This window comes from Flavobacterium frigidum, assembly GCF_048286735.1.
In the GTDB taxonomy this organism is placed as follows: domain Bacteria; phylum Bacteroidota; class Bacteroidia; order Flavobacteriales; family Flavobacteriaceae; genus Flavobacterium.
Genome location: NZ_JBLVPU010000002.1, coordinates 22,007 through 45,279, shown reverse-complemented (window position 1 = coordinate 45,279; position 23,273 = coordinate 22,007). Strand labels below are relative to the sequence as shown.

At 34.4% G+C, this 23,273-nt stretch carries 29 protein-coding genes and 1 tRNA gene; 9 read left to right on the top strand and 21 right to left on the bottom strand.

Features of this window, described 5'->3' with window-relative positions; all coding sequences use genetic code 11:
- Position 1: 1 nt before the first annotated feature.
- The 6 genes from ACNQGO_RS01685 to ACNQGO_RS01660 all read right to left on the bottom strand — a co-directional run bounded on the left by ACNQGO_RS01685 (position 2) and on the right by ACNQGO_RS01660 (position 4,853).
- Positions 2-895 carry a 1-acyl-sn-glycerol-3-phosphate acyltransferase gene (locus ACNQGO_RS01685; RefSeq protein ID WP_417983969.1) on the bottom strand — a complete coding sequence of 298 codons (894 nt, stop codon included), beginning with the start codon at positions 893-895 and terminating at the stop codon, positions 2-4.
- Between the two features lie 66 nt (positions 896-961).
- On the bottom strand, positions 962-1,555 hold the full coding sequence (locus ACNQGO_RS01680; RefSeq protein ID WP_417983968.1) for a TIGR04282 family arsenosugar biosynthesis glycosyltransferase: 594 nt from the start codon (positions 1,553-1,555) through the stop codon (positions 962-964).
- Positions 1,556-1,607: 52 nt separating this feature from the next.
- Entirely contained in the window at positions 1,608-2,579 is a 972-nt protein-coding gene (gene arsM, locus ACNQGO_RS01675) for an arsenosugar biosynthesis arsenite methyltransferase ArsM (RefSeq protein ID WP_417983967.1), read from the bottom strand.
- 107 nt (positions 2,580-2,686) lie between these two features.
- Positions 2,687-3,754: an arsenosugar biosynthesis radical SAM (seleno)protein ArsS gene (gene arsS / locus ACNQGO_RS01670; protein ID WP_417979318.1), complete on the bottom strand. Its 1,068-nt coding sequence runs from the start codon at positions 3,752-3,754 to the stop codon at positions 2,687-2,689.
- Positions 3,751-4,086, bottom strand: coding sequence for an arsenosugar biosynthesis-associated peroxidase-like protein (locus ACNQGO_RS01665; RefSeq protein WP_417983966.1), 336 nt, complete (start codon positions 4,084-4,086; stop codon positions 3,751-3,753). The genes arsS and ACNQGO_RS01665 overlap by 4 nt, the downstream gene beginning before the upstream one ends.
- Positions 4,087-4,106: 20 nt before the next feature.
- Complete coding sequence (locus ACNQGO_RS01660; protein WP_417983965.1) at positions 4,107-4,853, bottom strand: DUF547 domain-containing protein; 747 nt, start codon at positions 4,851-4,853, stop codon at positions 4,107-4,109.
- A gap of 62 nt (positions 4,854-4,915) precedes the next feature.
- On the opposite strand from ACNQGO_RS01660, the gene ACNQGO_RS01655 reads away from it, so the two are divergent.
- Complete coding sequence (locus ACNQGO_RS01655) at positions 4,916-5,734, top strand: purine-nucleoside phosphorylase (RefSeq protein ID WP_417983964.1); 819 nt, start codon at positions 4,916-4,918, stop codon at positions 5,732-5,734.
- A 7-nt stretch (positions 5,735-5,741) separates the two neighbouring features.
- On the opposite strand, the gene ACNQGO_RS01650 is transcribed toward ACNQGO_RS01655, so the two are convergent.
- Positions 5,742-5,981: a hypothetical protein gene (locus tag ACNQGO_RS01650; protein WP_309757850.1), complete on the bottom strand. Its 240-nt coding sequence runs from the start codon at positions 5,979-5,981 to the stop codon at positions 5,742-5,744.
- A gap of 70 nt (positions 5,982-6,051) precedes the next feature.
- On the opposite strand from ACNQGO_RS01650, the gene ACNQGO_RS01645 reads away from it, so the two are divergent.
- Positions 6,052-7,614, top strand: a complete 1,563-nt coding sequence (locus ACNQGO_RS01645) for an NAD(P)/FAD-dependent oxidoreductase (protein ID WP_417983963.1) — start codon at positions 6,052-6,054, stop codon at positions 7,612-7,614.
- Positions 7,615-7,837: 223 nt separating this feature from the next.
- On the opposite strand, the gene ACNQGO_RS01640 is transcribed toward ACNQGO_RS01645, so the two are convergent.
- The 5 genes from ACNQGO_RS01640 to ACNQGO_RS01620 form a co-directional block, all read right to left on the bottom strand.
- A complete protein-coding gene (locus ACNQGO_RS01640; RefSeq protein WP_417983962.1) occupies positions 7,838-8,326 on the bottom strand; it encodes a nuclear transport factor 2 family protein in 489 nt (162 codons plus the stop codon).
- Positions 8,327-8,563: 237 nt separating this feature from the next.
- Positions 8,564-9,871: an amidohydrolase gene (locus ACNQGO_RS01635; RefSeq protein WP_417983961.1), complete on the bottom strand. Its 1,308-nt coding sequence runs from the start codon at positions 9,869-9,871 to the stop codon at positions 8,564-8,566.
- Positions 9,872-10,071: 200 nt separating this feature from the next.
- Positions 10,072-10,683, bottom strand: coding sequence for a peptide-methionine (S)-S-oxide reductase MsrA (msrA, locus tag ACNQGO_RS01630; RefSeq protein ID WP_417983960.1), 612 nt, complete (start codon positions 10,681-10,683; stop codon positions 10,072-10,074).
- A 1-nt stretch (position 10,684) separates the two neighbouring features.
- Entirely contained in the window at positions 10,685-11,245 is a 561-nt protein-coding gene (msrB, locus tag ACNQGO_RS01625) for a peptide-methionine (R)-S-oxide reductase MsrB (protein WP_417946729.1), read from the bottom strand.
- 149 nt (positions 11,246-11,394) lie between these two features.
- The gene (locus ACNQGO_RS01620; RefSeq protein ID WP_417983959.1) at positions 11,395-11,856 is read right to left on the bottom strand and encodes a GNAT family N-acetyltransferase; all 462 of its coding nucleotides are present in this window, start codon (positions 11,854-11,856) and stop codon (positions 11,395-11,397) included.
- A 168-nt stretch (positions 11,857-12,024) separates the two neighbouring features.
- Here ACNQGO_RS01620 and idi point away from each other — a divergent pair, with 168 nt between their 5' ends.
- From idi to ACNQGO_RS01585, 7 genes are all read left to right on the top strand, one after another.
- On the top strand, positions 12,025-12,552 hold the full coding sequence (idi, locus tag ACNQGO_RS01615; RefSeq protein WP_417983958.1) for an isopentenyl-diphosphate Delta-isomerase: 528 nt from the start codon (positions 12,025-12,027) through the stop codon (positions 12,550-12,552).
- 75 nt (positions 12,553-12,627) lie between these two features.
- Complete coding sequence (locus ACNQGO_RS01610; RefSeq protein WP_309757837.1) at positions 12,628-13,038, top strand: 6-pyruvoyl trahydropterin synthase family protein; 411 nt, start codon at positions 12,628-12,630, stop codon at positions 13,036-13,038.
- A complete protein-coding gene (locus ACNQGO_RS01605; protein WP_417983957.1) occupies positions 13,035-13,493 on the top strand; it encodes a peroxiredoxin in 459 nt (152 codons plus the stop codon). The genes ACNQGO_RS01610 and ACNQGO_RS01605 overlap by 4 nt, the downstream gene beginning before the upstream one ends.
- Before the next feature lie 151 nt (positions 13,494-13,644).
- On the top strand, positions 13,645-14,607 hold the full coding sequence (locus tag ACNQGO_RS01600) for a type I phosphomannose isomerase catalytic subunit (protein WP_417983956.1): 963 nt from the start codon (positions 13,645-13,647) through the stop codon (positions 14,605-14,607).
- Positions 14,608-14,675: 68 nt separating this feature from the next.
- Positions 14,676-14,942: a hypothetical protein gene (locus ACNQGO_RS01595; RefSeq protein WP_417983955.1), complete on the top strand. Its 267-nt coding sequence runs from the start codon at positions 14,676-14,678 to the stop codon at positions 14,940-14,942.
- Between the two features lie 78 nt (positions 14,943-15,020).
- Positions 15,021-15,094 (top strand) — tRNA-Thr (locus ACNQGO_RS01590).
- 126 nt (positions 15,095-15,220) lie between these two features.
- Positions 15,221-15,685, top strand: a complete 465-nt coding sequence (locus ACNQGO_RS01585) for a hypothetical protein (RefSeq protein ID WP_417983954.1) — start codon at positions 15,221-15,223, stop codon at positions 15,683-15,685.
- A gap of 132 nt (positions 15,686-15,817) precedes the next feature.
- Here ACNQGO_RS01585 and ACNQGO_RS01580 read toward each other — a convergent pair whose 3' ends face one another.
- The 9 genes from ACNQGO_RS01580 to ACNQGO_RS01540 form a co-directional block, all read right to left on the bottom strand.
- Complete coding sequence (locus ACNQGO_RS01580; RefSeq protein WP_417948226.1) at positions 15,818-16,528, bottom strand: DUF4369 domain-containing protein; 711 nt, start codon at positions 16,526-16,528, stop codon at positions 15,818-15,820.
- Between the two features lie 230 nt (positions 16,529-16,758).
- Positions 16,759-18,627, bottom strand: a complete 1,869-nt coding sequence (locus tag ACNQGO_RS01575) for a M61 family metallopeptidase (RefSeq protein WP_417983953.1) — start codon at positions 18,625-18,627, stop codon at positions 16,759-16,761.
- A gap of 53 nt (positions 18,628-18,680) precedes the next feature.
- Positions 18,681-19,622: an alpha/beta hydrolase family protein gene (locus ACNQGO_RS01570; protein WP_417947479.1), complete on the bottom strand. Its 942-nt coding sequence runs from the start codon at positions 19,620-19,622 to the stop codon at positions 18,681-18,683.
- 1 nt (position 19,623) lies between these two features.
- Positions 19,624-19,968, bottom strand: coding sequence for a hypothetical protein (locus tag ACNQGO_RS01565; RefSeq protein WP_417947478.1), 345 nt, complete (start codon positions 19,966-19,968; stop codon positions 19,624-19,626).
- A gap of 54 nt (positions 19,969-20,022) precedes the next feature.
- Complete coding sequence (locus ACNQGO_RS01560; RefSeq protein WP_147673428.1) at positions 20,023-20,301, bottom strand: DUF2805 domain-containing protein; 279 nt, start codon at positions 20,299-20,301, stop codon at positions 20,023-20,025.
- Between the two features lie 117 nt (positions 20,302-20,418).
- Positions 20,419-21,246 (bottom strand): sterol desaturase family protein, encoded by an 828-nt coding sequence (locus tag ACNQGO_RS01555; RefSeq protein ID WP_417947477.1) that lies wholly within the window; start codon positions 21,244-21,246, stop codon positions 20,419-20,421.
- Between the two features lie 43 nt (positions 21,247-21,289).
- Complete coding sequence (locus tag ACNQGO_RS01550; protein ID WP_417979336.1) at positions 21,290-21,898, bottom strand: alpha-ketoglutarate-dependent dioxygenase AlkB family protein; 609 nt, start codon at positions 21,896-21,898, stop codon at positions 21,290-21,292.
- 4 nt (positions 21,899-21,902) lie between these two features.
- On the bottom strand, positions 21,903-22,256 hold the full coding sequence (locus ACNQGO_RS01545; protein WP_417979337.1) for a DoxX family protein: 354 nt from the start codon (positions 22,254-22,256) through the stop codon (positions 21,903-21,905).
- A 67-nt stretch (positions 22,257-22,323) separates the two neighbouring features.
- Positions 22,324-23,220: a DMT family transporter gene (locus tag ACNQGO_RS01540; RefSeq protein ID WP_417983952.1), complete on the bottom strand. Its 897-nt coding sequence runs from the start codon at positions 23,218-23,220 to the stop codon at positions 22,324-22,326.
- Positions 23,221-23,273: the final 53 nt, after the last annotated feature.

Sequence of the window (23,273 nt, the reverse complement as noted above, 5' to 3'; positions counted from 1 at the left end):
TTTAGAAACTCTTGTACAGTTTGTAGCACCAAGCACTTACTGGCATTGTCATGAAAAATAAAAGTCCAATTTTGAAATTGAAAATTACTGAAATCACAATAGAAAGTAGTACGATGATTACTGGATAAAAAAGTAGTAGCATCCCAAATAGTACCGAATCATAGAACACCGTATTTTTTGTTTTCTTCAAAGCCATTATTTTAAAAATGTGATAGATCCAATAATTCCCTAAAAAGCCAATTAATGCCGGAATAGCCAGCGAAATCTTCTTAATTTTGGTTGCTATTGTATTTAACTTAGGAAATAAAGTAACATCCGAAAGATCGTTTTTCACAATCATTTTTTGTAAAATACCAACTTTTAGCAATTCGGTAAACGAATTGTAGAATGTAGCTTCTGGGTTTTTAGTTAAAGTTTCAGGTTTGAAACTCGCGTTAAAATTAAGAATACTGTCTTTTGGGTTTTTTGAAAATGAAGAATAATTGATGTTGGTAGGCACAATTTCTAAGTTTGTTATACCTTCCTTCAAAGCGAGTAAAGCCAGTCGAGCGGTTCCTTTTTTCAAAGGTCTTAGATTCCATTCGTTGACGCAAATTCCTTCAGAAAAAATTAAAATAGTTTGATTCTGCTTTAGCAGCGTCAGACACATTTCAAAAGTCTCCATATTTTTACTTAGATTTTCTTTTCCTTCACTTAGTCTGTAAATGGGAATTAAATGCAAGCTTTTTAAAAATAAGGCAACTAATGGTTTCTTAAAAGCATCTCCACGAGCTAGGAAATAAATGGGTTTGGGGTACTGAACTGCAATATTTATTGCATCAAAAAAAGAGTTTGGATGATTGCACGCTATGATTTTTGGTCCATCCAAAACAAAATTTGGATCAAAATAAGCCACGGTTTTCCTGCAATAGATTTTTATTGCGAGGGAAGCTGCTATTTTAAAGAGATGATACAACGTAGTTTATTTCCAATGTTCAGGTAAATCTTTTTCTTCGTCAATATCTGATAATTTTTCCAAATGATATGCAGTTACCGCTAGTTTTTCAAAATCATTTATGGTATCCGGAAAAACAGTATCTGTGCTCCAGTTTTTATTTTGAAAAAGAGGTTCATGCAAAAGTTTCATTCCCAATAAATAATAACCTCCATCATATGTAGGTCCGATAACAACATCATGATTCTCTAATTTTGAAAAAGCGTCAGAAATTATTGCTGAGGTCAATTCAAAACAATCGCTTCCGATTATACAAACCGATTGATAACCAAGGCTAAAAACTTCTTCAAATGCGGCAGCCATGCGTTGGCCTAAGTCTCCGTTAAACTGTAGTTTTTTATAATAATCAGTAGCGCTCCATTGATCGTCATTATTGATGGAATCCGAATAAAAGACAAATTTATCCGCATCAATTGGACTTGCAATAGATTGGGTATGGGTCAAAAGTTTTTTATAAATTTCAAGTGCTCTTTCGTTACCAATAGTTTTTGCTAGGCGCGTTTTTACTTTCCCAAGTTCCGGATTTTTGGTAAAGAGTAGTATGGCATTTTTATTTTGCATAAATAGTATAATAAAAGCTGCAACTAAAATTGCAGTTGCAGCTTTTGTTGTTTTAGCAACAGCCTCCACCGTTATAGTGAAAGGTTGATTCGCTAATGTAAATATCGTCTCTGTTCAAATCAGCAAGTGCTTGAGCGGTCTTATCGCACACTGCTAAAGGTTGATTTTTCAATAATGTGTGTCCTTTTTTATCATCAAAATAGGCATTTTTACCATAATAAATAGCGGCTTTACCTGTAAATACACATGCTCCATCCTCTGGCATTGGGTCTTTGATAGCGCACACTTCGATACTTTCAATAAAGATAAGCTCATCAGTAGCATAGTTCTCCGTATCTAAAATTCGGTACGGTCTTCTGCCTCTAATTTCGATAGTTCCAAAACCAACATCAGTCAGCATTTGTATGTATTCCTTAATTGGGATGCTTCCGCTAAGGCAAAGTGCTCTCAGGTGGTCATCGTTTCTCAAGGTTTCATTCATTTCTTGCTCACAAGTAGGATCGCTCATTACTAATCGTCCGCGTGGTTTTAGCACACGATACATTTCTTGCAATGCTTTTTTCAAGTCATCCGTCTTAAAAATATTGAACAAGCAGTTTTGTGCTGCAATATCAATGCTTTCGTCTTCTATTGGTAAGTTTAAAGCATCTCCTTTTTTAAGCTCTACAAATTCGCTTTTGAACCAATCATTTTCTTGCTCTGCGATTATAAAATTTTGGCGTGAAGCTTCTAGCATTTCGTCAACAACGTCTACACCTACAACACCCCCTTTTTGACGAGAAAAGTAGGAGAATTGCAATAATTCCATTCCGCCTCCAACTCCTACATATAAAATTTTTGGATTGTTAATCAAGTCTTGGGCCGAAATTGTGCTTCCGCATCCATAATTCATTTCTTGCATTATTTTTGGAATTTCAAGGCCTGGGAATTTCCAAATAGGTGTGGTTGTGCAACATAATCCTACGTCTGGGGTTAGTGCTGCATCTCGGTATAAGTTGACGGTTGCGTCTAAATAATTTTCCATTTTAGTAAGTAGTTTTTTTAAAGTTTGTTCTTTTGTTATTGAACTTCTAAAGTTTATTTTTGTTTGCTGTAATTTAGGTTGACTTATATTTTTTTAGTTGCTATTAATTAAGCAACTGCACCGCCACAGCTACTTCCAGAGCCAGCCGTACAACCATAACAATGATTGCTAACAATGATGTTTCTATTTAATAGTGAATCGGAATTGTACTCAGAAATGTGTTGGGAATCTCTGCAAGCCACTTTCAACTCTAACATTTGATTGAAATCACAATCATAAATATAGCCATCCCAACCAATAGAAATTGTATTTCTACACATCACATTCAATGCGGCTGTTGGGTTAAAAGCGTCAATAAGTTTACTCATATAGTCTTCAAAATTTCCAGATGAGACTAAGTAATCCAAATAACGAGATACTGGTAAATTGGTTATCGCAAATAAATTATTGAACACAATACCAAAATCTTTTTCAAGTGCAAGTTTATACTCTTTTTCGAGGGCATTTTGATCTGGAGGTAAAAAAGCACCTGCAGGATTGTAAACTAAATTTAATGTTAAGCCAGAAGCCTCTTTCCCGTATCCTACTTCATTCAGCATTTTTAATGCTTTTATGGAGCTTTCAAAAACACCATCACCTCGTTGTTTGTCAGTTCTATCTTTAGAGTAAGAGGGCAAAGAGGATATTACTTCTACTTTGTGTTTTTTAAAGAATTCCGGTAAGTTATTGTATTTTTTATTGGCGGTGATGATCGTTAGATTGCATCTTACATACATTTGAATGCCTAGTGCACTAATTTCCTCGACAAACCATCTAAAATTTGGATTCATCTCTGGTGCGCCACCAGTCATATCAACCACTTTGTAATTAGGGTTTAATTTCAAAATTTCTAAAATTATCTCCATGGTTTCTTTGGTCATGATCTCTTTGCGATCGGGACCTGCATCAACATGGCAATGCGTACAAACTTGGTTGCACATTTTACCTAGATTGATTTGGAACACTTCCAAGGCAGTCGGTGGCAAGGGATTCAAATTAATTTCCCCTAATTTTGTTCTAAAAGGTGTGAAATCTTCAGGATTTTGTTCTAAAAGGTTGATTTGATTGGCTGCCTTTGACAAAGAATTGGCATTGGATTTTAATGATTTTAGTTTGATTCTCTTGAACTCACTCATAAACTAATTTTCTTAACTTTATTCATCATTTGAACTCCGTGAACTAAACTTGCACCACCACGTATAGCTGCTGCAACATGAACTGCTTCCATCATTTGAGCCTCACTATATCCTTTTTCATAAGCATCAAAGCTGTAAGCATCTATACAATACGGGCATTGAACAGCATGGGATACCGCCAAAGCAATCAATGATTTTTCTCTGGCTGTCAAGGCGCCTTCTTTGAAAACTTCACCGTAATACCCAAAGAATTTTTCGCCCATTTCCTTTTGAAAATCGACTATGTTACCAAATTTTTTTAAATCGTCTGAATTGTAATAATTCTTGTCCATAAGTATTATTATTTTTATTATTATTTAAAATTTTCTAAATATAAAGTCCAATCGTAATCATTGTATTCTAACTTTGGATCTGCCTCTTTCGGAATGATTTTTAGGTCACTACAAATTTTTAAAATTCCTTTTTTATTGCCAAAGTCACCTCTAAACCAGCTCATTAATGAAGGTACAAACAAAATGTTTTTTGTTTTATCGTATTTAGCATCTGTCATTAAATAATTCTTTGTTGACTTGTCTAATTGCTCATTTATGTTTTTTGAGTCATATGCAGAAACGGGTGGACAGCTTTTTGCCCCACAGTTTAAAGCAAAATGAATTCTGTAATCGATTTTGTCGACTCGATATTTTTTTTCTATTTGGGGCGGGAAAATTTTACTCAATTTACCCAAACTCAATTTAACACTCGATTTTCTCAAGAACCCATGTTCAATAAGATCTAAGCTCACTTTATTCTTTGCTATAGTAAACTGTTCCGATTTAAAAAAAGCTCCTCTGTCTTTATATTGTCCTGGGTTTTTTCTTAGAGAATAATTGGTAAAACCATTGTACACATTAATGAAAAAAGTCTTTTTTAAATCATCAGTTTTTAATTGGTTGATTAACTCCTCCTCATTTGCATTAGCAATAATGTCTATATATTCCTTCGTATTAGTTTCTTTAGACTTTAAAGATTCTATAAGTTTTTGTGAAATTCTAACATAATCTGTGGTTTGAGACCAACCCATTTGTGTGAAAAAAAATAATATTACTAGATGTTTCATAGAATGTTTTTTTGTAAATCTATTAATATTTACGAAATTTACCAACAATAGTTTTTTAAAGTATGGCATATTTAGAACAAATTTCGCAGTCGGCTGATTATCTGGTTTCAAAGGGAATATTAAATCCAGAAGTGGGTCTCGTTTTGGGTACAGGGCTAGGTAAATTTTTAGATTATTTAGAAGTAGAACAGACCATTGATTATGCTGAAATCCCACACTTTCCAGTTTCTACAGTAGAATTTCATAAGGGGAAATTATTATTTGGAACGATAGGTTCTAAAAAAGTTATTGTGATGCAAGGTAGATTCCATCTTTACGAAGGGTACAGTTTGCAACAAATAACGTTTCCTATTCGCGTTTTGCAAAAATTAGGAATTCAGCAATTATTTTTGAGTAATGCGGCTGGTGGAATCAATAAAAGCTTCAAAAAAGGAGATTTAATAGTGCTAGATGATCACATCAATTTACAAGGAGGCAGTCCGCTTTCTGGCTTGAATAGCTTTGAATACGGTGGTATTTTTCCAGATATGAGTGCGCCATACAATGCCCGATTGAACAGTATTTTGGTGGAGCAAGCAGTAAACTTAGACGTAAATCTAAAAAAAGGAGTGTATGCTTCTGTTTTTGGACCTCAATTAGAAACCAGAGCAGAATACAGGTATTTGGGTTTTATAGGCGCAGATATGGTAGGTATGAGTACCACACCAGAGGTTATTGTGGCGAATCAACTAGGATTGCCATGTGCAGCGATAAGTGTGATTACAGATGAATGTGATCCAGACAATTTAAAACCCGTTAATATCCCTGAAATAATGGAAGTTGCTGGGATGGCTGATGCGAAATTGAGTCAATTGTTTTTTGAAACTATTCAAAAGCTATAAAATATATTTATTCCTGATACAATTCGCCCCGATGTGGTTTTAAGGCATCGCGAACTTGAATCATATGATCATCAGTTACCACCATGAAAGCAATGGCTTGCATTTCACCTTGCGTTTCAAAACCGGTGATGTTCAATGGCAGCTTTTCAATGGCAATATATTCTTTCAAATGAATTTCGTGGTGTTCTGCTGTTTTCGCTGAGGCAGGCCCACGAAAATCCCAAATAAGTTTTATTTTTCTAGACATTTTATTTGTTGTTGGATGGCAAAACTACGATAACAATTTTCAAATTACTATTTTTGCCAAAAATCGTACTATGCCTCGCGTATTTCAAACCCAAGTATCACCAGAAGTAGCTCACAATGAATCATTATTGAATGATTACGTTGCAAAGTTTTTCAATACCTCTGTGCAGGAAATTCAAAAAGTTATAATTTTAAAACGCTCTATTGATGCCCGTCAAAAAGCAATTAAGTTCAATATCAAAGCAGATGTATATTTTATTGGAGAAACAGTAAATCAAGAAAAAATAAATATACCAGAATATATTAATGTAACAAATGCTCAAGAAGTACTTGTTGTAGGAGCTGGACCTGCAGGGTTATTTGCAGCCTTACAATTGATCGAACTGGGGTTAAAACCAATTGTGGTTGAACGTGGAAAGGACGTACGTGGACGTCGTAGAGATTTAAAAGCAATAAATGTAGATCATCTTGTAAACGAAGATTCTAATTATTGTTTTGGCGAAGGCGGCGCAGGAACGTATTCTGATGGAAAATTGTACACACGTTCTAAAAAAAGAGGCGATGTTACGCGGGTTTTAGAACTGTTTGTTGCTTTTGGCGCTTCGCCAGATATCTTGATTGAGGCACATCCGCATATTGGAACCAATAAATTACCACAAATCATTCAAGATATTCGAGAGAAAATTATAGAATGTGGCGGACAGGTTTTATTTGAAACACGTTTGACCGATATTTTAGTAAAAAACAATGAGGTACAGGGTATTGTTACGCATACAGGAGAAACAATTCTTGCTAATAAACTGATTTTGGCCACTGGACATTCGGCTCGTGATATTTTTGAATTATTAGATCGAAAACAAATTTTTATTGAGGCCAAACCTTTTGCCTTGGGCGTACGAGCAGAGCATCCACAAACGTTGATAGATAGCATTCAGTACAGTTGTGATTATCGGGGCGATTATTTGCCACCAGCACCATATTCAATCGTGAAGCAAGTAGGAGGTAGGGGAATGTATTCGTTTTGTATGTGTCCAGGCGGTGTGATTGCACCTTGTGCAACAAGTCCCGGAGAAGTGGTAACTAATGGTTGGTCGCCGTCTAAAAGGGATCAGGCTACCGCTAATTCTGGAATCGTCATTGAGCTACAGTTAGAAGATTTTAAACCCTTTGCCAAATTTGGTGCTTTAGCAGGAATGGAATTTCAAAAAAGTATTGAACAAAATGCATGGCATTTGGCTGGGCAAAGTCAAAAAGTGCCAGCACAGCGTATGATCGATTTTACACAAAAGAGAGTTTCCTCAGATATTCCTAAAACGTCTTACGTGCCCGGAACCACTTCAGTTGAAATGGGAGAGGTTTTCCCCAAATTTTTAACAAACATATTACGTGAAGGTTTTACAGAATTTGGAAAATCGATGCGTGGCTATTTGACAAATGAAGCCATACTTCATGCACCAGAATCTAGAACTTCATCACCGGTCCGAATTCCAAGAGATCCATTAACGTATGAACATTTTCAAATAAAAGGGCTTTATCCCTGTGGAGAAGGAGCGGGTTATGCAGGCGGAATAATTTCGGCAGCTATTGATGGAGAAAAATGTGCACTGATGATTGGAGCTATTTTGAATCAATAAGGAGTAGTTGTTTTTTTGTGCTCTAATAAAGTTCAAGACAATCCATTTTTAGAGCTTTTCGTTGTACTTTAAAAAAAAATCACACCGCAAATTCGCAGATTTTAAAATATTTATTAATAGAATAATTTGCAAATCTGTGTTTACGCACTTTGTATAGAAATAGCTAACAATTGATTGATTGGCTAGGTTTTTTTTTAAAACAAATAATAAGTTGGGCTTTACGCTAATGATCGTAACTCACCACTCTTGAAATCTTCCATTGATTGTCTTTTTTTTGCCAAATCATAAGAAATTTGAAGGTTCCAATTTCTTCCTTTCCGTTTTCCATATGACGGAACTCGTGTATTCCTGTTTCAATTGCGCCGTAGTCTTTTATGGGATGCACTTCGAGTGTTCCTTTGACAAGTTTTCGCGTTAGTCTATTTTCATTTTTAAACATATTAGAAAAATTAGTAAAAACTGTATCATACGCAAGCAATCCACCATTGTCTTGAAACCATTCTAAATCACTGGTAAATAAAGATTTAAATTTCTCAAAGTCTTTATCATTAAAGGCATTGAACATAATCTCGTCCATTTGTTCTATTTCACGATACAGTTCATCAGATGTAGGGGCAACTTTTTTTTCTTGAGCAATTGCTATATTTTGGATGAAAAGTAACGCTAGTGTAAAAAGTATTTTGTGTTTAAAGAAACATCTAATCTGTGTCATAGTTCACTTTTTCATAAAAATGGTAGATAGCAAAAAATATAAGGTTCAAAAAGTACCACTTGAGAGTACTAAATTATCAAATAAATTTACTCCTTGTAATTAAAATTGTTTAAAACTAGTTTTTGGCTGCCCTTGATGAATCATAAGTCTACATTGACTTTTCGTTCACGATTGCGCTCGAACTGTCGATGTAACTATTTTGTTTTTAATATCGATAGTTCTAAAAATTGCTAGTTGTTACTTTTTGGATTGCATTTCCATATAGTCAATTGTTAAGTTGGATAATACTTTCATTCCTAACAGAAAACCGCTTTCATCGATGTAAAAATCAGGTGTATGATGCGGCGCTGTCTCCGATATTGGTCTGCCTTTTGGGGCACCACCAAGAAAAAAGTACAAACCTGGAATTTTTTCCTGATAATAAGAAAAGTCCTCAGCACCAGTTACAGCAGGAGTAATTGAAACATTTTCCTTTCCGGCTGTAGCTTCAAGTGTAGGGATCATTTTTTCCGTCAATGTGGGATCATTGTACGTAATAAGTGTTTGGTTTGTTATGTTAACTTCGGCAGTTGCTCCCGCACTTTCGGCGATAGACGTTACTACTTTTTTTAATCTAGAATGCAACATTTCCTGAACTTTAACATCAAGAGAACGAATAGTTCCCGTCATGATTAGTTCTTCGGGAATCACATTACTTCTTACTCCAGCGTTTATTTGTCCGACACTGATCACTGCTGGAGATTCTGCAAGATTTATATTTCGGCTTACAATAGTTTGAATTCCCATGATGATTTGTGCTGCTGTAGCAATAGGGTCAATACCCAACCATGGATAGGCGCCATGTGTTTGTTTTCCATTTATTTTTATGGTAAACCAGTCCGAAGCTGCCATAGTCCCACGTGAACGGTATTTTATTTTGCCTACTTCGGTTTGAGCGTTAATGTGCAAACCAAAAATGGCCTCGACTTTAGGGTTTTCCAAAACGCCTTCTTTAACCATCAATTTTGCTCCTCCTTCTTCACCTTCGGGAGGACCTTCTTCGGCTGGTTGAAAAATAAATTTCACAGTCCCTTTTAATTCGCTTTTTATAGAAGCTAAAATTTCTGCAGTTCCCATGAGTATTGCAGTATGGGTATCATGACCACAAGCATGCATTACAGGAACTGTTTTTCCGTTGTATTCTCCTTCTACTTTTGAAGCGAATGGAATTGCTACGCGCTCTTTTACGGGTAACGCATCAATATCTGCTCGAAGAGCAATAACTGGTCCTGGTTTGCTTCCCCTTAAAATACCTACAACCCCTGTTTTTGCGATTCCGGTTTGTACTTCGATACCTAAACTGCGCAAATGTGCAGCAATTTTTTCAGCGGTTTTAAATTCGCGATTTCCTAATTCAGGATTTTGATGAAAGTCTCTTCTCCAAGAAATAACTTTGGATTCTAATGATGCTGCTTTTGTGTCAATTTTAGATTTGAGCGCTGTGTTTTGCGCAGATGCAATAACGGAGAATAACGATATGCTTGTGAAAAGAATGATTTTTTTCATGAATTGAAAGGTGGTTTTGGTTGGTTAATGTCAATTTACATTACTGAAATTCAGTTTGAAGGGCTGTCAATTGACTTCGATTTAAACAAATATAACAAAATTTTAAAGTTTTCAGTCGCATGAAAGATTACTGTAATTTAATTTTTTTATGAGCAAAAAAAAACGCCATGTTTTAAAGGACAAGGCGTTGGTTTGGTGTTTTATTTTTTTTTCAATCGGCTTTTAAAAAGTTTTTCAAACTTTTCCATTTTAGGTTGGATTACCATTTGGCAATACGGTTGACTTTTATTGTTTACATAGTAATTTTGATGGTAGTCTTCCGCTTTGTAAAATTTAGTAAGTGGTTCTAATGTGGTTACGATTGCATTGTCATAAATTTTTGCTTTTTTCATCGCGGTAATTACCGATTGAGCAGCTTTTTTTTGAATCTCATTTTTAAAAAAAATAGCAGAACGGTATTGTGTTCCAACATCAGCACCTTGTCGGTTTAGTGTAGTTGGATCATGTACTGTGAAAAACACTTTAAAAATTTCATCAAGATTTGTGACGTTTTTATCATAGGTTATTTGCACTACTTCGGCATAGCCCGATCTTCCTGTAGAAACATCTTCGTAACTAGGATTAGCATTTTTACCTCCAGCGTAACCAGACACGGCTGATTTTACTCCAATTAAATTTTCATAAACGGCCTCAACACACCAATAACAGCCTCCCGCTAGCGTAATGGTTTCAAAATTGGGTTGTTTGTTTGCAGATTTTTGTGCAAATAAACTAGTAGCGGTTATTAAACACAGTAGCAATATTTTTTTCATTTTATTTGGTATCTGGTATAAAGTCAAGTGCGATAGAATTCATGCAGTATCTTTTGCCAGTAGGCGCAGGTCCATCATCAAAAAGATGTCCTAGATGCCCATCGCATCTTCCACAAAGGGCTTCGATTCTTTCCATTCCAAGAGAGTTATCCGTTTTGTACACCACGCTGCTTTTACTGTCTTGTTCAAAAAAACTTGGCCAGCCGCAATTGCTCGAAAATTTTGCCCCTGAGCGAAAAAGTTTATTTCCACAAGCGGCGCAGTAATACGTTCCTTTTTCATCGGTGTCCCAATATTTTCCGGTAAAAGGTCTTTCGGTATCTGCGTTACGGGATACTTCATAAACATCTTCGGGTAAAATCTTTTTCCACTCGGCATCACTAACCTTTATTTTTTTAGTGTCTGTATTAGAATAATATGGATTCCCTGGTTTGTTGATTGAATTTCCCATTGCTATCGATTTTTCTGTACTGTCCTTTTTATTTTTCGTTTGTCCACAGGCAGTGAACATGAATAAAGGAAGTAAAAATAATAGGCTTAAAAAATATCTTGCTGTTTTCATAATTTTCTTTTTATAGTACAAATGTAAAGCGATTTTGAAACAAAAAATGTCGCCTACTTTGCAAATTAATAGTTATTTAAGTAAGTTTTAACTAACGTTAGTTACGCGTAAAATACAGTTCTGGATTTAGAATTAACAAAGCATTATAATTATACAATCATTCGCATGTTGATAAGGTGTTTTTTGAAGCCTACTTTCTCATAGGCTTTTATTGCCGAAGTATTGTCGTTGTATACATCTAGTCTCATTTCGAATACATCCTGAAGGATGCACCAATTTTTGAGCCCTTCATTAATTTTAGCGTTTACTCCTTTTCCTCTGTGATTAGCAACTGTGTACATAAATCCAAAATAGGCATAGTTCACATGATTCAAATAAGGCTTCGCTACCTCTATTCGCGCATATCCTGATCCTATGATTTCCAAATCAATTTCGGCTACCAATACTTCTATATGTGGTGCTGAAATCATTTTTTCGATATCATAATAATGTATCTTTTCTGCTTTTAGAGTGGGGTCAAAAGGACGTTCGGCAGTAATAATTGCTTGTTCAAATTCAAGGAGTTTTTCTAAATCGTTTGGATGTGCTTTTCGAATGATTATTTGGTGCATCTTATTGAATATTATAGTATTTAAAATTACAAAAAAAACTTTTGCAAGTAAACATTGAATTTGCTTAGATTAGTAACAAAATAAATTCACTTCAACAATTCGAAACAGAACGTTAAAGCCCCGGTCTCTAATAATCTTTTTTGTATTTTTGATCAGTAAAAGAATACTATGGTAGAAGAAAACGTAATATTAGTTAATCACAACGATGAGCAAATCGGATTGATGCCTAAACTTGAAGCACATGAAAAAGCAGTTTTACATCGTGCTTTTTCAGTTTTTGTTTTAAACAACAAAAATGAAATCATGTTACAGCAGCGCGCCAGTCAAAAATACCATTCGCCATTGCTATGGACGAATACGTGTTGCAGTCACCAGCGCGACGGAGAAACTAATATTCAAGCAGGAAGTCGTCGATTATTTGAAGAAATGGGTTTTAATACAGAACTTAAAGAGCTTTTTCATTTTATTTACAAAGCTCCTTTTGATAATGGTTTAACAGAGCATGAGCTTGATCACGTTATGATTGGGTATTATGACGATGCACCAAATATAAATCGGGAGGAAGTAGAAGACTGGAAGTGGATGAAAATTGAGGATGTTAAATCAGATATGGAGACGCATCCGGCTTTGTATACAGTTTGGTTCAAAATTATTTTCGATGAGTTTTACCATTTTCTAGAAGACCACAAAATATAGCGCTGTTGCGAGAAGATCAATAACGGGACATTAAAAATAGATTTTCTAACGCATCGCAATCTTAAATTATATATCATGAAAGTTACTATTTCGCGCAAAGCCCATTTTAATGCGGCTCACAGATTACACCGAAAGGATTGGACATGGGAACAAAACGATGCGATTTTTGGGAAGTGTAATAATCCCAATTTTCATGGTCATAACTATGAACTAATAGTTAGTGTAACAGGCCAGATTGATCCCGAAACAGGATATGTTATGGATGTAAAGTTTTTAAGCGACATCATTAAAGAAGATGTAGAGAATCAATTTGATCATAAAAATCTAAATCTGGATGTGCCAGAGTTTCAGGATTTGAATCCAACTGCCGAAAATATAGTAGTCGTTATTTGGAATAAAATCAGAAAAAGAATCAAACCAGAATTTGAACTAGAAGTGGTTCTATATGAAACCCCTAGAAATTTTGTAACGTATAAAGGAGAATGAAAGAACTAAAAGTAGGGGATACCATTCCCCATTTTATTGCTAAAGATGCTACAGGGAGTGAATTTGATAGTAAAACTCTAGTAGGCCAAAAGCCGCTTGTGATTTATTTTTATCCAAAAGATAATACACCAGGATGTACAGCTGAGGCTTGTAGTTTTAGAGATTTATACGAAGATTTTAAGGATCTTGGGGCAGAAGTAATAGGTATTAGTAGTGATACTATTGCTTCCCATCAAAAATTTGCTAAGCAATTCAAGCTTCCTTTTATTCTTTTGTCAGATTCAGATAAAAAAATCAGAAAACTTTTTGGTGTTCCCACCGGAATGTTCGGTTTACTGCCGGGAAGAGTTACCTATGTCACTGATAAAAATGGAGTGATTCAAATGATATTTGACAGTATGCTGGCTACAAAACATATTCCCAAAGCGCTGGAGGCTATTAAAAAATTATTGTAATTTATAGTAAAAATCTACTTGAAGGCTATTCTGATAGATTTCAATTTATGCCTTGTTTTTGGCCATTTATTGATTTCTATAAAAAGAGAATCTATATTCTCGAGAATAATATGTATTTTTTATATCTTACAATTTCAAAATAATCATCTGAATGAAACTTTATCCTTTACAATTTGATCCCATTTTTAAAGAAAGAATCTGGGGCGGCGAAAAACTAAAAACACTACTTAAAAAACCAATAACGTCAACAATTACTGGAGAAAGTTGGGAGTTGTCTACTGTTGAAGGTGATGTAAGTGTTGTAGCAAACGGAGCATGGAAAGGTAAATCATTGACCACTATTATTGATGATGCACCGGTCGAAATTTTGGGAACTGAAGTTTATGCCAGATTTGGAAAACAATTTCCGTTGCTTTTCAAATATCTAGATGCTCGTGAAGATTTGTCCATACAAGTGCATCCAAATGATGAGTTGGCCAAAAAAAGACATCATTCTTTTGGTAAAACAGAAATGTGGTATATCATGCAAGCTGATGATGACGCCCGAATAATTGTGGGCTTCAAAGAAAAATCTAATGCCACTGAGTATTTAGAAAATCTAAAAAACAAAACCTTACTTTCTATTCTGGACGATATAAAAGTAAAATCAGGTGATGTTTTCTTTTTAGAAACAGGAACCGTTCACGCTATTGGTGCTGGATTAGTGGTTGCTGAGATACAACAAACTTCGGATATTACATACCGTCTCTATGATTTTGACAGGCTAGATGCTAATGGTAATACAAGAGAATTACATGTTGATTTAGCTTTGGAAGCTATCAATTATGATAAGGTGGAAACGAAGAAAGAGTATACTAAGAAAATAAATTGTTCAAACGAAATTGTTGAGTGTCCTTATTTTACGACTAATTTTATTCCGTTAGACGGACAGATTTCTATTTCTAAATCTGCTAAATCCTTTACGGTTTATATGTGTACAGAAGGGGCATTTGAACTGGAATATAGTAGCTCAAAAACGCAATATAAAAAAGGAGATACTGTTTTGATTCCTGCGGCAATGAATGCGTTCATTCTCAGTGGAAAAGCTTCCATTTTAGAAATTTACATTTCATAGTCGGTAATAGAAAGATTATGTGTACTTTTGCAAACGCAAATTAAAATTCAAATTTTAAAAAAATAAAAATGGCAAACGTTAAAAATTTAAAAAAAGACATCAACTACGTTTTAGGAGATATTATTGAAGCAGTTTACTTGTTCGAAATTTCTACAACAGGAAAACCAACAACTGAAACTAATGATTTAATTGATGAAGCTATCGCTGCTTTTGACGCTTTAATCACAAAAGTGAATACAAAAAAAGTTGAAAATAAAAAAGCACATTTCAAACAAATCAATGTTGAATTGGAACAAACTGCTAATCAATTGATTGCTAAAATCAACGAATTGTAGTCAAAAAAAAAGCAAAAAAAGTTTGAATTTGTTTTGCAAAATAGAAATTCAGACTTATATTTGCACCCGTAATGAGTCGCCAGCGTAGCTCAGTTGGCTAGAGCAGCTGATTTGTAATCAGCAGGTCGTGGGTTCGAGTCCCTCCGCCGGCTCTTAATAAAACCATCCCTTTCATTCGGGATGGTTTTTTGTTTTTAGTACTACAGGAATAAAATTCTTTTTATTTGGATGTCCTATTTTTTATGTTAAATTTGATGACTAACTAAAAAAAAGAAATTATGGAAGAGCATTCAATTACTGAGAATTTAGAAATGAAACTAAACGAGTCTGCAAAAGACTTTTTGAAAGAGACCGCGAAATGGGCTTATTTTTTATCCATTTTGGGGTATGTAGGAATTGGTTTTATAGTTCTTGCAGGTTTATTTGCAGGTACACTATTCTCTACAATGGGAAAAATGAACCCTGCCATGAGCAGTATGGGTAGCTCTTTTGGAATAATAATGGCTGTCGTTTATTTACTCATCGCCGCTCTTTATTTCTTTCCAGTATATTATTTAAATAAGTTTGCCTCAAATGCTAAAATTGCATGTGCGACAAACGATTCCGATAAATTGACGGCTTCATTTCAATACTTAAAATCGCATTACAAGTTTATTGGCATAATGACCATAGTTATTTTTTCTTTATACTTTTTAATGATCATTATTGCTTTTATTGGTGGTGCAGCAATGGGTAGCATCTAATTTGTATTTATATCTAATTCTGTTTTATTGTGCTTTAAGTATTGCTTGGGTTTTAAAACAAAAAAAATCATCTTGTGAAATCAAGATGATTTTTTGTTTTAAAAAGGAAAAGTAAAATTTAGACAGTGCTTTCTATTTTTGACTTTTAATACTGGCAATATATTGTGTTAGCTTTTTTCCGTATAATGAATTGGCTACTTGGGGAGACATTGATTTTTGTATTGTATCTAAATATTTGATATTGATATCGTATATTTCTGAAAGTGCGATAAAAGGCGCTACTTCGAATTTCCTATTATTTAGTGCAAAATTAGTGGCAAATAAATACTTTCTTTTGATATTTGAATCTTGTCTTATGATGATGCTATCAATTTTTTTCGTGTTTTTACTTTTGATGGCATTGAATTTTTGCTCAATCAAAGAAAGATTTTCGTCTGTGTAACGAGTATTGATTTTTTTATACTCTTCATATATTTCCTGATTTTTTGATCCTTTAATTTTAGCATCGGATAAATACCGATCTAAACTTGTTTCAATAGTAATGTTCCCTGGTTCAGCAAAAAATGGTAAATTATTGTCTAAAGAATTGGTTACGCCTCTATCTAAAAATAAATAGAGCATTTCTGGAGATTTAAGGTCTAGATTACTTTCAAAAGAAGAACTACCATCCATTTTTATAGTGTCAATCGCCACTAATTTATTATCAAGGATTCTCTGGATATACAAAGTGCCTTTTTTTAGTCCTTTAATATTTCCCGTAATATGTAAGTTGGTTTTTGATGTATTGTTGTTGCAAGAGGCCAAAAGAATAAGTGTGACAAATGCAATAATCGATTTTTTCATGTTTAGTTAATTTGTTTGAGAAGCAAAGGTTTCGCTATTTTTTTGATTAATTTTAAATTTTGCGATTCCATCGCTATTATTTTCTAGTCATTACTATTGTGGTGCAAAATAAAGAAAATTGTTGGAATGATTTTGCTAATGCGTTCAATTTTCAAAAAAAATACCCCCAAATAGTGTCTAACTTTTTGGGGGCAGTCTAAAATTGGTATTTCTTTTAACAGTTTTTGAAATTAAGATTTCAACCAAGCATCCTTCAAAGCAGTTTTGGTTACATCTGTAGCCTTAAGGCCTTCTTTCTCTTCATACGGGAATTTTACTGTTCCAGTTATGATTTGCTCTTTACCATCGCGTTTTATTTTCACAGTAATCGCATCATTTTCTTTCCAGTTGGTGCTTTCCGTTATCATTTCATAGATAGTATCCAATGAATACGGTTTTTCATTGATCGATACTATAATATCTCCACCTTTCAATCCTAGGTTGGTATAGAAAACATTCAACTCTATATTTGGAAGAACGATAATTTCTTTGGTCGCTTGATTGACAGTTATGTATGGTGTTTGTCCTTTTAGAAATACATTCCCAGGTACTTTTTCGATTGATTTTGTAACGCCTACTTTAGAAAGATACGTTTGGTACGGAATTGGAGTTGATCCTGAAACATAAGTAGCTAAAAACGCACCTACTTCAGGATAGGTAAAGGAAGTTATTTTGGTAAAAAGGTCAGCATCATCAAATGGTTTAGCGGCTCCATACTCATTTGATAATTTTTGCATCAAATCTAAGATTCCTCTTGTGCCATTACTTTTTTCTCGGATAATGATATCGATGCACATACCAATAAGTGCGCCTTTTTCGTACACATTCAAGTATTGTGCTTTATAAGGTTCTGTCAATACATTTGCACTCATTGTAGTGAATGGCATAGTATCATTCAAAGCATTTGCATTTTCGATCTTTTCGGCCATACGCGAATAGAATTCTTCTTCAGGGATTAATCCTTGATTGATTTTAAAAAGATTGGCAAAATATTCTGTTACTCCTTCGTACATCCATAAATGTTCTGACATTTTTGGTGAATTATAATCAAAATAATGGATTTCTTTAGAATGAATGGTTAATGGTGTAACGATATGAAAAAATTCATGTGAAACGACATCTTTCATTGATTTAACTAATTCCTCTCTAGGCATCATTTCAGGTAAAACCACCGTGGTTGCCGTTGGGTGTTCTAAGGCTCCAAAACCCTTGGCGTCGGATGGCGTCATGCTTGAAAGATAAAGTAGCACGGTATATTTTTTTGTCGCATTTATTTTTCCTAAAAAGGTTTTTTGGGCGATCATCATTGTTTTCATTTCTGGAGTGATACTTTCAGCTGTCACTTTTCCAGACGGGGAGTACACACCAATTAAAATTTCCATTCCATCAACAGTAAAAGTGGTATAGTCTGGTTTTGCATACATGATTGGATTCTCTACTAACTCAGCGTAACGTGGAGTGGTAAAAACATCAGATGTTGCACTAGCATCAAGATCCGTCATTGAAGTTGCGCCCCATAATGTTTCAGGATGCGTGACAGTTACTCGGTACGGAAGATCTTTTTTATCTTGAAAATAACCAGTAAAACCATGCATGTTTAACATGAAGTTTTTTCCGGCATCAATATTGGTTCCTGCTGGTGAAAAAATATCATTTTGACCAAAACCACCACCCTTTTCTGTATCAAAAGTGTCGTTTACCAAATAGGTAATTTTTGCCAATGATTTTGCATTCTTGATATTCCAAGTATTGTCATCGGTTTTAGTTACTATTAATGCGATTCCTTTGCTATCAAAGGCTTTGAATTCTTGGATATACTTCCCGTAATCATCAATAGAATAGGTTCCAGGGACAATTTTAGGAATACTATACGTTACTTCATCGGTGGTTATTTTTGGTGCAGTAATGGTTACCAATACTTTATCTTCTTTTACATCATTCAAATTAATGGAAACTTGTACTAGATTAGTGTCGGTTTTCGAGTTATTTGTTGCAGTACTCGCCGTTTTGCAGCTCCACAGTACCGAAGCAAATGCTAACGTTAAAAATATTCTTTTCATTTTAATTTGTTTTATTTTGTGTATCAGTCGTACAAAGTGCTAATTAGTTACAGCTATAACGCTTTTATAAAACGCGTGATTGTATTCAGTAATTGAGCTGATATCGGTAGATTTGGATCGTTGTACGATTTCATATTTTCGGCAGTATCTCCTTTTATCTCCTTAAAAACATGATTCATAGCATCAATTATAACTAGCTCTGCATCTGGTTTTGATTTTTTTAGTAATTCTGCTTCGCCTACACTAACTTGCAAATCATTAGTTCCATTAAGAAGTAAAGTTGGAATTTTCAGCTTTTTGATTTCGTCTTGTGGATTGTATTTGAGCCACGAAATCATATAAGGCTGCACACTTGGCCTAAAAATCGAAGCAAGCATTTCATTTTTCAATTCAAATGTATTTCCACTTTTTAGTATTTCAAAATTTTTAAGCACCTCTTCTTTCAAAAAGGGAGCTTGTTTCTCTATTTGCTCGACTACAACAGCATCAATAGTTCTTCCAGGACCGGCAATAGAAATAAAGGCATCAGCATTATCATTGGCAGCAATCATGCCTATGAGTGACCCTTCGCTATGACCTGCAATGATTATCTTATTGTATTTTTTTTGGTTTTTGAAATAGGTAAAAACGGCTTTCGCATCATTGATAAAATCTTCAAATGAAAGAGTAGCCTCATTAAGAGTTCCTAAGGATATTTGAGCAAACATGCGTTTGTCGTAGCTAAATGCTGCTATATCATTTTGCGTTAAGCCTTCACAAAGATATTTCAGCGAGTTGTTAACTACATTCTTTTGATTTCCATTTCTGTCTGTTGGTCCTGAACCTGCAATCAAAATGACTAGAGTTTCTTTTTTTGAATTTTTTAATGGGGTGTACAACGAGCCTTTTAGTAAGCTGTTGATGTTAATTTCCTCCTTATTGAAAATTTCAGTCTTAGTTTGAGAATATCCTAATGATACAAAAAGGATTGGTAAAAAGAATAGTATTTTTTTCATGTTATTTAGCATTAAGTTGTTGCATCACGAGTTCTGGATTTTCAACTTCGATAATTAATTTGTGGTAATAGGAATCGGTTAATTCAATAATAATTGCATTTTTTTTATTGCAAACGTCCCAGAAATTGCGTTTTCCTTTTTTTATAAACGTTCCTGCTGTAATCACCCATGGAACTTGAGTTCCTGGTATTTTCCAACCAATCCAAAAAGTAAACTCATTCGGGTTTTGGTACGCTTTGATAATTTTATTTTTAGGTACACTAATCTTATTTTCGAAAGCCCAAAATTTATGACTACCTAGAATATCAAAAATAAATTCGTTTTCGGTTGCTGTTATTGAGACCATAGTTAATTTGAGGATTAGTTAAAAAAAAACTCCTAAATATCAGGAGTTTTGTGTTTAATCTAATTTATTTTTTATGTAATATTTTCCATCTAAATCTTCATCAAAATCATCAATTTTAACTGGTTTTGGTTTGGGTTTATTCGCAGCCGCTTTTTTCTTCCACATTTCGAATTTTTCTGCGGGCATTTTCTTTTTCATAATTTCAAGAACTTCCTTCTCGACTAAACCAAATTCTTTTTTTATGATTTCAAAAGGATTTTTTTCTTCTAAAGCCATCGTAACAAGTTTTTCTGTTTGTTCCCAGTTCAATTCTTTTCGGTTACTCTTTTTCATCACGTGAAAATTAATTCAAATAAGTTGTTAATGATTAATAAATTGCATTTTTAATTACATCCAATATTAAGAAAAATAAATAATACTTTTTCTCAAAAAGGCATTTTTTTTTATAATTTAATTAGTTTCCTTTTGCAGCTTTTTTTGAAAGGGTATTTTTAATAAATTTTTAAGTTCATTGTGCTCTTCGGGCTTCTGATGGGTATCTATTCCATAGATAATTTCCTCTTTTGGGAGGGTCATAAAAGTTCCAAAAAGACGGTCCCAAATAGAAAATATATTGCCATAATTACTATCGGTATAGGGCAAAACATAATGATGGTGCACTTTGTGCATGTCTGGCGAGACTATGAAATAACTTAAAATAGTATCTACTTTTTTTGGAAGTGAAATATTAGCATGGTTGAATTGTGTAGCTACTACAGATAGGGTTTGATATAAGAAAACCAACCACATCGGACTTCCAATAAGTAAAACTCCCATCGCGGTAAACGCAAACCGAATTACGCTTTCTCCAGGATGATGCCTGTTGGCAGTTGTGGTGTCAATCCATGTATCTGTATGGTGGATCAAATGAAAACGCCATAAGAATTTGGTTTTATGTTCTACTAAATGCACCAAATAAGCACCAATTAAATCCAACAATAACAACCCGATTAACGCGTACAACCAAACGGGTAACGCTGGCAGCCACTGCAAAATTCCAAAATTATGAGCAATCGTCCAATCAGCGGTTTGTAATAATATAAAAGCCAAACAAAAGTTGACAATAATGGTAGTAATCGTCATGAAAATGTTAATGCTTGCGTGATGCCATTTTTTATACGTGAAATTAAAAAGTGGATATGCATTTTCTATCAACCAAAAAAAAGTGATACCCCCCACTAAAATTAAGCTTCTATGGGAAGACGGAATAGTAGAAAAATAAGCTATGATGTCATTCATAAAAAAATATTTATTTCAAATTTAATGCTTTTTATTAAAATAATTATTTGATTACCCGAAAAGTACCATTAATTCTGTGACCAATAGGTTTTGCGGTTTTTGGTATTTGGTGTTTCCAGAAATGCTGTGTAGTACCTTTCATTAATAGTAAACTTCCGTGTTGCAGTACAATGCTTTTTTTTAGGTCCTTTATGGTATTGTGTTTTAGTTGAAACGTTCGCTCTGCCCCAAAACTTACTGAGGCAATTATTGGATTTATACCTAATTCTTTTTCGTTGTCAGCATGCCAGCCATTGCTGTCTTTCCCGTTTCGATATTGATTGAGTAATACGGTTGTAAATGTGGTTTCTGCGACAGCTTCTATTTGTGTTTTTAGCTTTTGCAACAGCAAATTCCATGGATGCGGTTGCATCGTAATATTCGAATACGAATACGGTTTTCCTTCATTTCCAAATAAAGCCGTTAAACGAGGTTGCGGATGAATTTTTCCAAATACTCTAATATCATCTTGCTGCCAAGGAATATCATGGGTGAGTTGAGCAAAAATACTATCAGCTAATTCTGTATCAAAAAATTGAGAATAATAAATTATCTCAGCGTCTGGCAAGTCAAGAATGAGTGGTTCTGATTGGGATTCAAAAAGTGATTGCACGGGATTAGGTATATTGGTACGCCCAAAAAATTAGAAATAATTGCAACGGCATGCGCAAGAGCAACACCCATTTTGGCAAGCCCATACGCGCCTTTTCGTCAAAATACATATACAAATGCGTTGGAAAAATAGCAATCAACAAAGCAATTACTCCCCAAGCGCCATAGTGGGACAGCGCAGGAATACATAAGGCAATGGCCAAAATGATTTCGGCTAAACCGCTGATGTGATTTAGTAATTTTGGATTCGGGAAATAAGGCGGAATGATTTTCAGGTACAATCTCGGGTTTCTGAAATGGTTTAATCCTGCAATAAAGTAAACAAAAGCCATCACATATAAATGCCAAGGTAAATTCATAATAAAGTTATTTATGACGAATTTATAAAAATTTAAATGAAATTAGCACAAATGTTTTAAATAGAAATTACCCTTTTTTCTTAAAATTTACGTTCATTATTATAATTGCCAAAATGATTAGAATAATTCCAATCCATTGGATCAGAATTACCTTTTCATTCAATAAAAAATAAGCCATTAATACTGAAACGGGTAATTCTAATGCCGAAACGATACTCCCAAGGCCAATTCCTGTTAGTGGGAAACCCGCATTAAACAATAAAGGCGGAATTATAGTTCCAAACAATGCTAGGATGATTCCCCATTTCATGAAAATTTCAAAATTAAAAGGAGCTGTTTGTGTAGCAATAGCAAAACCGGTAACAATCACAGCACCGCCCAAGAGCATATACAAACTTCTTTGTGCCGATGAGATATTTGTCGCCACCCGATTAGCGGTAAACATGGTTGTGGTAAAAGATGTTGCCGCCAAAAGTCCTAAAACGATACCGCGCCAGTCCAATTCTACATTACTTTGGATCAAATTCGTAGCAAACGCCGTTCCTGTTAAAACGATGATAACAGAAATTATTTTTTGGGTAGAAGGTCTTTTCTTCTCTAAAATCATTTCGAATAAAACGCCCATCCAAACGGTTTGCATCAATAAAACGATAGCAATCGAAACGGGAATGTATTTAACGGCCAAATAATAAAAAATACTCGTCATGCCCAGCGAAGTTCCTGCCAGCATTAATTGAGAAATGTTTTTCTTAGATGCTTTTACAACGTCATTACCCTTTTTTGCTTTTTGAAACAAATTAATGAGCAGCATTCCTAAGATGCCATATACAAATTGGGCTATCGTAACTTCGGGCGTAGTAAACCCCTCGCCGTAGGCTATTTTTACAAAAGTCGCTAGCATACCATAACTGGTTGCGCCAAGACCTACTAAGAAAACTCCTTTTAATACACTATTCTTTGTCATTTTTTCAATTTTAAAAAGCGGGCAAAGATAGGTTTTTAAAGTGATTCCTGGCA